The sequence below is a fragment of the Pseudomonas sp. GM50 genome (assembly GCF_000282375.1).
GTDB lineage: Bacteria > Pseudomonadota > Gammaproteobacteria > Pseudomonadales > Pseudomonadaceae > Aquipseudomonas.
In genome coordinates this window covers 22,846-32,495 of sequence record NZ_AKJK01000068.1, presented here as the reverse complement: position 1 = coordinate 32,495, position 9,650 = coordinate 22,846, and the positions used below count along the sequence as shown (strand labels likewise).

Annotated in this window: 9 protein-coding genes; 3 read left to right on the top strand and 6 right to left on the bottom strand. The window is 58.6% G+C overall.

Annotation, left to right across the window (positions count from 1 at the left end; translation table 11 throughout):
* Nucleotides 1–85: 85 nt before the first annotated feature.
* From PMI30_RS12665 to PMI30_RS12680, 4 genes are all read right to left on the bottom strand, one after another.
* The gene (locus tag PMI30_RS12665) at nucleotides 86–448 is read right to left on the bottom strand and encodes a DUF6124 family protein (RefSeq protein ID WP_008010682.1); all 363 of its coding nucleotides are present in this window, start codon (nucleotides 446–448) and stop codon (nucleotides 86–88) included.
* Nucleotides 449–853: 405 nt separating this feature from the next.
* Nucleotides 854–3,262 carry a glucose/quinate/shikimate family membrane-bound PQQ-dependent dehydrogenase gene (locus PMI30_RS12670; RefSeq protein WP_008010681.1) on the bottom strand — a complete coding sequence of 803 codons (2,409 nt, stop codon included), beginning with the start codon at nucleotides 3,260–3,262 and terminating at the stop codon, nucleotides 854–856.
* Between the two features lie 217 nt (nucleotides 3,263–3,479).
* Nucleotides 3,480–4,862, bottom strand: coding sequence for a carbohydrate porin (locus PMI30_RS12675; RefSeq protein ID WP_032835605.1), 1,383 nt, complete (start codon nucleotides 4,860–4,862; stop codon nucleotides 3,480–3,482).
* Nucleotides 4,863–5,068: 206 nt separating this feature from the next.
* A complete protein-coding gene (locus tag PMI30_RS12680) occupies nucleotides 5,069–5,914 on the bottom strand; it encodes a TauD/TfdA dioxygenase family protein (RefSeq protein WP_008010678.1) in 846 nt (281 codons plus the stop codon).
* A gap of 254 nt (nucleotides 5,915–6,168) precedes the next feature.
* On the opposite strand from PMI30_RS12680, the gene PMI30_RS12685 reads away from it, so the two are divergent.
* Together PMI30_RS12685 and PMI30_RS12690 are read left to right on the top strand one after the other, a co-directional pair.
* Entirely contained in the window at nucleotides 6,169–6,399 is a 231-nt protein-coding gene (locus PMI30_RS12685; protein WP_007903672.1) for a VF530 family DNA-binding protein, read from the top strand.
* 2 nt (nucleotides 6,400–6,401) lie between these two features.
* A complete protein-coding gene (locus PMI30_RS12690) occupies nucleotides 6,402–7,058 on the top strand; it encodes a Pr6Pr family membrane protein (RefSeq protein WP_008010676.1) in 657 nt (218 codons plus the stop codon).
* A 168-nt stretch (nucleotides 7,059–7,226) separates the two neighbouring features.
* On the opposite strand, the gene PMI30_RS12695 is transcribed toward PMI30_RS12690, so the two are convergent.
* Together PMI30_RS12695 and PMI30_RS12700 are read right to left on the bottom strand one after the other, a co-directional pair.
* Nucleotides 7,227–8,024, bottom strand: a complete 798-nt coding sequence (locus PMI30_RS12695) for a siderophore-interacting protein (protein ID WP_008010673.1) — start codon at nucleotides 8,022–8,024, stop codon at nucleotides 7,227–7,229.
* Nucleotides 8,021–8,602 carry a PadR family transcriptional regulator gene (locus tag PMI30_RS12700; protein ID WP_008010671.1) on the bottom strand — a complete coding sequence of 194 codons (582 nt, stop codon included), beginning with the start codon at nucleotides 8,600–8,602 and terminating at the stop codon, nucleotides 8,021–8,023. Before PMI30_RS12700 ends, PMI30_RS12695 begins: the two co-directional genes overlap by 4 nt.
* 519 nt (nucleotides 8,603–9,121) lie before the next feature.
* On the opposite strand from PMI30_RS12700, the gene PMI30_RS12705 reads away from it, so the two are divergent.
* Nucleotides 9,122–9,610, top strand: a complete 489-nt coding sequence (locus tag PMI30_RS12705) for a CS1 type fimbrial major subunit (protein ID WP_008010669.1) — start codon at nucleotides 9,122–9,124, stop codon at nucleotides 9,608–9,610.
* Nucleotides 9,611–9,650 lie beyond the last annotated feature (40 nt).

Genomic DNA, 9,650 nt, shown 5'->3' with positions numbered 1-9,650 from the left:
ATCTTTGGTACATCAGAGATTTTGGGGCTGCTTCGCAGCCCAACGGGGGCAAGCCCCCTCGCCACAGGTCGCTCCTACAGGGGGATTAACTCTGTGGCGCTGGTTTTGGTACGGAAACGTTATCCAGCATTCGGTTCACCGCCAGTTCTGCCAGCATGACGATCTGTTGAATCGCCATCACCGTGTGCCGGTGCGGCCCTTCCAGGTACCCCGCAATATCACTCGCCATCACACTGGCCTGGGCCAACGATTCACAGGTGTGGGCCAACAGGTCTTCGTCTTTGATATCCGGCGCAACCATATACATCGTGCTCGGCTTGCGGGGCACGGGGGCTTTGAGGGCGGATGGGTTGAGGTAGTGATCGAGCGCGCGGTTAGCGGCGTCGTGGAATTTTTTTGAATCGTTGGATTCGTAGGGCGAAACGTTGTCGGTTTCTGGTGTAGACATCGCGATGCTCCAAATAGGCAATGGAAAAGCACCAAGTAAAATTCAGGCCGCGACGCCCGGTCGCTGATTTGCAGCGACCCCCAAAGCCTATCCACCCCACTTCCGAGCGACAACCGTCAAAACCTGTCGGAAAGTTCTCAAAAAATCACCACGTCTGTAGGACCTGCGCCAATATCTCTGACAACCACAATCAATTGTAGGAGCGAACTGTGGCGAGGGGGCTTGCCCCCGTGGGGCTACGAAGTAGCCCCAAAACCTCTGGTGTACCAAAGATTTTGTGAGTGCTACGCACTCAAACGGGGGCAAGCCCCCTCGCCACAGTTCGCTCCTACAGGGATTTTGCAGAACCCACAAAAAAGGCGACCCCCTCACAGGCGTCGCCTTTCCATTAACTGCCGCTACCGCTTATTCCGACAGTTTGTACGCAATCACATAGTCACCCTGTTTGGTGCCCAGCGATCCGTGACCGCCCGCAACAACGAGCACGTATTGCTTGCCGTCTTTGCCGGTGTAGGTCATCGGTGTGGTTTGTGCGCCTGCTGGCAGGCGGCCTTCCCACAGTTGCTTGCCGTTTTTCACGTCGTAGGCGCGCAGATACTGGTCGAGGGTGCCGCTCAGGAAGGCAACGCCACTGGCAGTGGTGAAGGCCCCGCCCAGGCTCGGTACGCCCATGCTCAAAGGAATTGGAACCGGCGAGCTGTCGCGCACGGTGCCGTTCTTGTGCATCCAGATGGTTTTGTTGGTGGTCAAATCGACCGCCGCCACATAACCCCATGCCGGTGCCTGGCACGGCAGGCCCATTGGCGACAGCAGGGCTTCGAGGATCACCCCGTATGGCGCGCCTTTGTTTGGCTGCACGCCTTCGGTTTCGCTGACGCGAGGGCCTTGTTTGGCGATTTCGGCGGCCGGGATCAGTTTCGATTTGAACGCCATGTAGCTCGGGTTCACGAAAGCGATCTGACGAACCGGGTCAACCGACATGCCGCCCCAGTCGAACACACCGAAGTTACCAGGATAAACGATCGAGCCTTGCAGCGACGGCGGGGTGAACATGCCGTCGTAACGCAGGGATTTGAAGTCGATCCGGCACAGCATCTGATCGAACGGGGTCACGCCCCACATGTCGCGTTCCTTGAGGGTCGGCGGCACGAAGTTCAGGTCGGACATCGGTTGGGTCGGCGAAGTATGGTCGCCTTCCACTGCGCCTTGCGGCACCGGGATTTCCTTGATCGGCACGATCGGCTGACCATTGCTGCGGTCCAGTACGTAGATGCTGCCTTGCTTGGTGGACGCGAGCACCGCCGGTTTCACACCGTCTGCGGTTTTCAGGTCCATCAGGGTTGGCTGGCCGCCGACGTCCATGTCCCACAGGTCATGGTGGGTGAACTGGAAGTGCCAGCGCACCTTGCCGGTGGCGATGTCCAGCGCGGTCAGGCCGGCGGCGTGCAGTTCCGATTCAGGGGTACGCGCGCCACCGAACTGATCCGGGGTCTGGTTGCCCATCGGCAGGTAGAGCATGCCGAGTTTTTCGTCGACGCTGAACATGGACCACATGTTCGGCGAGTTGCGGGTGTAGACCTTGCCTTCGGCAATTGGCGTGGTGTCGTCCGGGTTGCCGCTGTCCCAGTTCCACACCAGTTTGCCGGTGTGCACGTCGAACGCGCGGATCACGCCGCTTGGCTCATCGGTGGAAACGTTGTCGGTCACGTGGCCGCCAATCACCACCAGGTCTTTGGTGACCGCCGGTGGCGAAGTGGAGTAGTAACCGCCGGCGGTGAAGCCGCCGATGTTGGCTGTCAGGTCAACCTGGCCACCGTTGCCGAAGTCTTCGCACATTTTGCCGGTGTCGGCGTTCAGGGCGATCAGACGGGTGTCGGCGGTCGGCAGGAAGATCCGGCGCGGGCAGACGCTGGTCACTGGCGCATTGGCAGTGCCGGTCGGGCTCTGCTCGGACGCGTAGGCGGCGTCATCGTGATAGGTCACGCCACGGCAAGTCATGTGCGCCCAACCCTTGAAGTTCGCCGCGTTCTGCGTGGAGAGCTTCGGATCGAAACGCCAGATTTCCTTGCCGGTGTCCGGGTCCAGTGCGATCACCTGGCTGTGCGGCGTGCAGACATAGAGCATGCCGTTGGCTTTGAGCGGGGTGTTTTCGGCGGTGGTTTCGCCCGGGTCGTTCGGGCCAGGCAGGTCGCCGGTGCGGTAGGTCCAGGCGGGTACCAGTTTGCTGACGTTCTGCGGCGTGATCTGCGCCAGTGGCGAGTAACGATCGCCATGGGCGCTGCGGCCGTAGGAGTTCCAGTCGCCATCGGGCATGGCCGGAGCGGTGTTGGTCATGCCTGGCACGCTGTCGCGATCCAGTTCGCCCTTGATTTCACCCGGGTTGGTGAACAGGCTGGCCAGCGCGGCGATACCGGCGATGACCACGGCAGCACTCAGCACGCCGGTGCCGACCGGGTTGAACTCGCCGCTACGCAACGGGCGACGAAACCATGGCAGCAGCATGACGATGCCGAGGGTAAAGAGCAGCGCCAGACGTGGCACCAGTTGCCACCAGTCCAGACCGACTTCCCACAGTGCCCAGACCGTACTGGCGAACAGCACCACCGCGTACAGGCTCAGCGCCGCATAACGGTCGGCAAGCAGCAGCCCCCCGGTCAGCATCAGGCCGATACCGGCCAGCAGGTAATACAGCGAGCCGCCAAGCATGCTCAGCTTGATCCCCCCGGCCAGCAAGGCCAGGCCCATTAGCAGAAGCACGATACCGAGCAGGCTCGGCAGCAGACGGCTTCGACTGAAAGCACCATCAGCGCTCATAGTGTGGTTCTCCGTGACGTTTTAAGTAAGCCCGCGCAAGTTCACTGTAGATGACGATCTGGCGCGGGTAGGGTTCATATAAAAAACGGTTGGACGCCGCATTCCCTTGTAGGAGCGAGGCTTGCCCGCGAAGACGGATTAACATTCAACAATAGATGCTGATTAATAGATCGCCTTCGCGGGCAAGCCTCGCTCCTACAAGGATTTGTGGTGATTCTTAGAACGACGACTGGATTTTGATCCCGCCAATCAATGCGTCATCGACCTTGTCCACGCCACCGGGGTGGCGGATGTATTGCAGGTTCGGGCGCACGGTCAGCCAGTTCGTGACGTGCACGCCGTAATAGAGTTCGGCGCTGTATTCGGTGTCTTGCGGCGGCAGGAACGACGGGTCGTCGAAGTCGAAGACGGCACGGGCCTGATTGGTGGCCTCGGCGTTCTTGCGGTAGGCCGGGTTGACGTGGACACGGGCCAGGGCAAAACCGATGTCGTCTCTGGCGCGGGCATCGAACAAGCCTTTGTAGACGACGCCAGCCTGGACATAGTTGTCGATGGCGTTGGTCTTTTTGTCGTGCATCGTGCCGTTGGCGAACACGCTCAGGCCGCGAGAGTTGTCACTGGCGCGGCTAGTCAGTTGCTGTTGCACACCCAGCCACACGCCATGCTTGCTCGATGCGCTGCGGTAAGCCTCGCCGCTGAGGGCTGCCGGCTGGCCGTTGCTGTCCTTGTAGACGTCGGTGGCCTTGGCATTGCTGTAGTAATAACCGGCGCGGTATTCACCCGGCAGGCCATTGAATTTCGGAGTCCAGACCAGTTCCACCGGCAGGATCGCGCCCTGAGTGCCGCTGCCGCTGAGCTTGAAGCCGTTGTCCCGATCCAGATTGGACGGGTTCTGCTCGTAAGCGCCAACCTGCGCGTACACCTGCGGCGTCAGGTGATATTTGACGCGCATCGCCGACTGGCTGACCGGCCAGTTGTACCAGATGCCACCGACCCAGTTGCCGACCTGGGAGCCGCAGAACGCCAGGTTCTGGAAGTCGCAGGGGAAGCTGTTGAAGTCTTCGCCCTCGCCGAAGCGGCCGACTTTGATATCGAGCTTCTGATCGAAGAATTTCTGCTGATACCACATCTGCGTCAGGCGCCAGGTCTGGCCGCGGCCCCAGACTTCCTGAGCCGAGGTGAAACCGCCGACACGCGGATCGTTGATCCGGTCGTTGCTGATGTTGTTGCCATTGCGCTCGGTGATGGTCAGCTGAAATTCAGCGTCGTCCCAGCCAAGAATCTTCTGCAAGTCCAGATGGGTGCCAAAGCCAAACTGGTCGCTGTAGCGAGCGGTGCGGTCATGGTCGTAGCCGCCGTGCAGGTTGCTACCCATTTCACCGGTGTAATCGACCTTGAAGTCGTAGCCTTTTTCCGAAAGTTCGGTGCGCGTACCGTTCCAGTCACCGAGCATCCACGGCGAATCGCGATCGAAGGCCGGTGCAGCCTGGGTGCAGGTAGCAAGGCCCAACGCAGTGAACCCGCCAATCAGGTTGAAGGCTTTTCGACTGGCCACAGGGGGCAAGACAGCGCTGTCTCGCGGAGCTTGAAAATCGGGCATAGAGAAGAAATTCTGGGTCTTTTTCTAAAGGGGGTGAACTGAACGCAGCAGGAATGAAGCAGGGGAGAAGCGTTTCAGCTGGACGGGCGTAAGGATAATGTTCTGTTACACATAGAGAAAGAGCTTTTACTGACATGGATCATTTCGGATTTGGTAATAGTTGCTCAAAGACCGGCACCGCAGTACCGGTCGGGCTGTGGGCGGTGTTAACCGGCATGTATCAGAGCGCGATTGATGCACCGTGGCGAGCCGTGCAGATGCACTCGCTGCAAGTGTCGGGTGCATTGCGAAGTGAACGCTCGGCGTCCATGCAACAGCGAGAAATTATCGGCGATCAGCAGGTCGCCGGGTTGCCAGGGGTGAGCGTAAACGAACTGCGGATCGCACAGGCGCCGGTGCAGATCCGCGGCGAACTCGTTGATCTCTGATGCTTCGATACCGTGATACTCCAGCGAGTGACGGTTGAGCACCTGGCGGTTGGTGACGGGCGGTTCGCAGTAGCGCAGCACCCACTCGTGGTCTCGAGGATCATGTACCAACAGGGGCGACCGGACTTCGCCGCCATAGTGGGCGACTTTGTCGATACGGTAGGTCACCTCGATTGCCTGCCATTGCGCGAGTCGCTGTGCAGGCACCTGCCGGATCAGCGCGCGGGTATTCACGAAGGTGGTCTGCCCACCAGCCTCGGGGCGAGGTGCTTGCAGGCAGTGAAACAGCTGGAATTCCGGGACTGTCGGCACAAAGACGCCGTCCCAGTGCAGGTGCATGTCATGGTGATCGAACACATGATCCTGCGCATCCCGGTGTTCGCGCACTTCAAGTATGTCGCCATACGAACCTGACTGAATTTCGCCCCATTGCCTGGCGTAGTGCACCAGCGCCGTGGGGGTGTGCAAGTCATGGCTGAAGTCGCGCAGGATGACCAAGTGATGTTGTCTGGCGAGCTCGCGCAATTCGTCGATCGGCAAGCGGGACAAGGATTGCCCGCTGAAAGCCGGTGTGATCGTCAGCCCGAACGGCTGATTGAGTTTTTTTTCGATGCATCCTTGCATGGAAAGTCTCCTGTGGTTGTGGGTCGATGCGGGGACTTTAGCCTGCGGCATACAACCAAGTCGAAGACGCAGCTCGGAGGATGTTTTACCGGTTTTTTCCTGCGGGATCTTTTGCGAATGAGCCTGCTTGCGCGCAGGAGTTCTCCTACAGTTAACTCAGGATCTGTCCCGGTATTCGAAGAGGCACTTCCACCTGACCACACCCTCGGCTAAGGTGCGCGGCTTCCATTCCTTTCATCGCTCGAAGGCCCGGCATGACCGAACAGAACAACAACCCGCTGCACGGCGTGACGCTGGAACAGATCCTCAACGCCCTGGTTGAACACTATGAATGGTCGGGGCTGGCCGAGCGCATCGATATCCGCTGCTTCAAAAGCGACCCAAGCATCAAGTCGAGCCTGACATTCCTGCGCAAAACCCCGTGGGCGCGGGAGAAGGTCGAACGCCTGTACGTGAAGCTGATGCGCACCAAGCGCCCACTCTGAACATGGTCATACCCTCGACGCCAGGTTCTGCCGCGAGGCGTCGTTGTGTTGCCGTGGCGGCGATTCTGGGCTGGGTCGGTTTGAGCATTCAGCTGTACCTGATTCTTTACTTGCGCTGGAGTGTTGCGGCCAGTCTGCTGGGTGGGCTGGTGAGTTTTTTCAGTTTTTTTACCGTGCTGACCAACACGCTGGTGGCGGTGGTGCTGACCTGTGAACTGACATCCCGCGAGTCGGCAGCGCGACGCTGGTTTTTGCAGCCGTGGGTAAGCAGCGGGATTGCAGTGAGCATCGCCGTGGTCGGTGTGGCGTACAGCCTGTTATTGCGCCATTTATGGCATCCCGAAGGCTGGCAATGGCTGGCCGACGAGCTGATGCATGACGTCATGCCGCTGCTGTTTCTGGCTTATTGGTGGTGTTGCGTGCCAAAAGGTACGTTGCGGCTGAAGCACATTGCGGTGTGGGTGATCTATCCGCTGGTGTACTTCGGCTTTGCGTTATGGCGCGGGCATCTGCTGGCGGTTTATCCCTATCCGTTCATTGATGTGGACAAGTTGGGTTATCCACAGGTGTTTGTGAATGCAGGGGGATTGTTGGCGGGTTTTGTGGTGATTGCGCTGGTGGTGATCGGGCTGGATCGGTGGCGTGCTGCCCGAAAGTGAACTCCAGCTGATTGAGGGCGTTTTTGTGGCGAGGGGGCTTGCCCCCGTTGCACTGCGAAGCGGTGCTAAAACCTGCAACCGATTTTTGCTGGCGCACCGCGTTTGCTGATTTTGCGACTGCTACGCAGCCGAACGGGGGCAAGCCCCCTCGCCACATTTGAATTGTGGTTATTCCTCGTCGCTGTCATCCAGTCGCCAGTAGCCGACGGCTTTCACGAACTGCTCGTCCAGCCCGTGCTCATCGAGCAATACCCGGCGGATCTGCCGTGAGACTTTGGACTCGGTCGCCACCCACGCATACAGATTGCCATCGGGCACCTTGATCTGTTGCACGGTGGTCAGCAGGTTGTTTTTGCCACCTTCGCGCAATACCCAGATCACATCGACCTGGGCTGCGCTTTCCAGGCGTTGTTGTTCGGCGCCGTTCTCCACTTCCACGATCACCAGCGCACGCCGGTTGGCCGCCAGGCCTTCGAGGCGTCGGGCGATGGCGGGCAGGGCGGTTTCGTCGCCGATCAGCAGGTAGCTGTCGAAGATGTCCGGCACGATCATCGAACCCCGTGGCCCGCCGATTTGCAGGAACTGGCCAGGTTTGGCCTGCTCGGCCCAGGTCGAGGCAGGGCCATCGCCGTGCAGCACGAAGTCGATGTCCAGTTCCAGGGTGTCGAGATCGTAGCGGCGCGGGGTGTAGTCGCGCATTTCGGGCAACGGGCCGTTGTCTTTGCCGGCGCCCAGCACCAGGTTGTCCAGCGCTGCCTCTTGCTCGGCATTCTGCGGGAACACCAGTTTTACATGGTCGTCCGTCCCGAGGCTGATGAAGCCTGCCAGCTCAGGGCCACCCAGCGTAATCCTGCGCATGCGCGGCGTCAGGTCGACCACCCGCAGGACTTCCAGGCGACGGCGTTTGAGCTCATGCATGACGCGGTGAATAGATTGGGATTGGGATTGCAGGATCACATCAGTCATTCGGCTTTCTCCTGAACAGGTTGAACAGCGGGGCCATCGACGATGGCCTTGGCGGTGTTGTTGAGCAGGTCGCGTACCCGCAGGATTTCTTCCGGGCTCCAGCGTCCATGGTGCATTTGCAGGGCGTGGCGCAAGTTGTGCACCGCTTCGTGAATTTCGGCCGGGCGATCATGGCCGCGCAACGAGCGTTTGCTGACCTCGATGCGCATGCGCACACCGTCCAGGGCAATCGCTTGTTCGCTTAATGACAGACGTCCGGCGTCGGTGATGCTGTAGCGTTTTTTTCCGCCCTCGGCGTCGCCCAGGATCATTTCGCTTTCTTCCAGAAAGGTCAGGGTCGGATAAATCACGCCGGGGCTGGGGCTGTAGGCACCGTCGAACATGCTTTCAATCTGGCGGATCAGGTCGTAGCCGTGGCATGGCTGTTCGGCGATCAGTGCCAGCAACAGCAATTTCAGGTCACCGGGGGCGAATACCCGTGGGCCGCGTCCACCGCGTTCGCGGCCGGGTCCGGGGCGTTTCTCGAAGCCGTCGCGGCCATCGCCGTGTTCGCGGTGGGGGGAATGATGGTCTCTCATTTTTTGCGTTCTCTCGTCGTGTTTAGATACAACTTAAGATATATCTTTACGAGAAGGCAAGGCCCCCTGACCGATGGTTGTCCTGGATGCCACGCTGGGGGTTGCCTGCGGTCGAAGCGCCAACTCTCTAAAAATAGTGCTTTTTAGTACAGGCTTAAAACCTGAAATTAGTGTTAACTCTCTAATGTTATTGTTTCGTCCATTGTTTGTGGGGCGTGTGGTATTAGTCCTACAGAAGTGGGTTTTTTAGTGTCTCGTTATTCTGGCTGATAACCCACGGTTTGTAGTATTTCTCTTACAGTTGAATATTGACTTTAGTGTTATTCCGATTTTTTTCTCTCCACGGTAATGGTGTTTTGGCTACAGGGTTGCCGGATGTTTCCTGCTTACTTTCCAGATAAATTGATCGATCATGTTTCGGCGTTGAAAGTGCTGCTGAGTCACTCACTGCTCGTGACAGATTTGCTCATCGGTAACTTTCAATGATCAATTTATTTTAAAAAAGACAGGTAATGACTAATGTTCAAGAAAATCGCGTTTGCTGCTCCTTTGGCCGTTCTGGCGCTGAGCTCTTCCGTCGTGTTTGCCGCAGGTGAAGCCCGTCATTCCATCAGCCTCGTTGCGCATGTACCGACTAACGGCTTCTACGTGGTTCCGGTCGATCCGGATCTGGTCAACAAGGACCAGGACATGAGCTTCAGGCCTTCTACTGGCACCATGGGCGAGGTCAACGGTTTCTTCGACGTGCGCAACAACAACGGTTCGGTGCATGCCAGCCTTGAAAGCCTGCCGAAGCTGATCTCCGGTGCCAGCACGATCAATCTGCAAGTGGCGCTCAACGGTATGGTCCTCTCTACTACGCCGCAAATGGTGGTTGGCGAGACCGAGTCGAACGTCAATTACCGGGCTCCACTCAACATCAAGGCTGTTGGCACCACCTTTGCGCCCGGTGATTACACCGGTGCCGTCACCATGATGTTCGATGCTGTTCCTCCTGTTGCTCTTTGAATTTGATAAAGAGTCATAAGCGCTTACTTGCTTAAGTAAC

Excerpts from the sequence above, each read along its gene's own strand:
- PMI30_RS12665 (WP_008010682.1), bottom strand. The coding sequence starts at position 448 with ATGTCTACACCAGAAACCGACAACGTTTCGCCCTACGAATCCAACGAT.
- PMI30_RS12670 (WP_008010681.1), bottom strand. The coding sequence starts at position 3,262 with ATGAGCGCTGATGGTGCTTTCAGTCGAAGCCGTCTGCTGCCGAGCCTG.
- PMI30_RS12675 (WP_032835605.1), bottom strand. The coding sequence starts at position 4,862 with ATGCCCGATTTTCAAGCTCCGCGAGACAGCGCTGTCTTGCCCCCTGTG.
- PMI30_RS12680 (WP_008010678.1), bottom strand. The coding sequence starts at position 5,914 with ATGCAAGGATGCATCGAAAAAAAACTCAATCAGCCGTTCGGGCTGACG.
- PMI30_RS12685 (WP_007903672.1), top strand. The coding sequence starts at position 6,169 with ATGACCGAACAGAACAACAACCCGCTGCACGGCGTGACGCTGGAACAG.
- PMI30_RS12690 (WP_008010676.1), top strand. The coding sequence starts at position 6,402 with ATGGTCATACCCTCGACGCCAGGTTCTGCCGCGAGGCGTCGTTGTGTT.
- PMI30_RS12695 (WP_008010673.1), bottom strand. The coding sequence starts at position 8,024 with ATGACTGATGTGATCCTGCAATCCCAATCCCAATCTATTCACCGCGTC.
- PMI30_RS12700 (WP_008010671.1), bottom strand. The coding sequence starts at position 8,602 with ATGAGAGACCATCATTCCCCCCACCGCGAACACGGCGATGGCCGCGAC.
- PMI30_RS12705 (WP_008010669.1), top strand. The coding sequence starts at position 9,122 with ATGTTCAAGAAAATCGCGTTTGCTGCTCCTTTGGCCGTTCTGGCGCTG.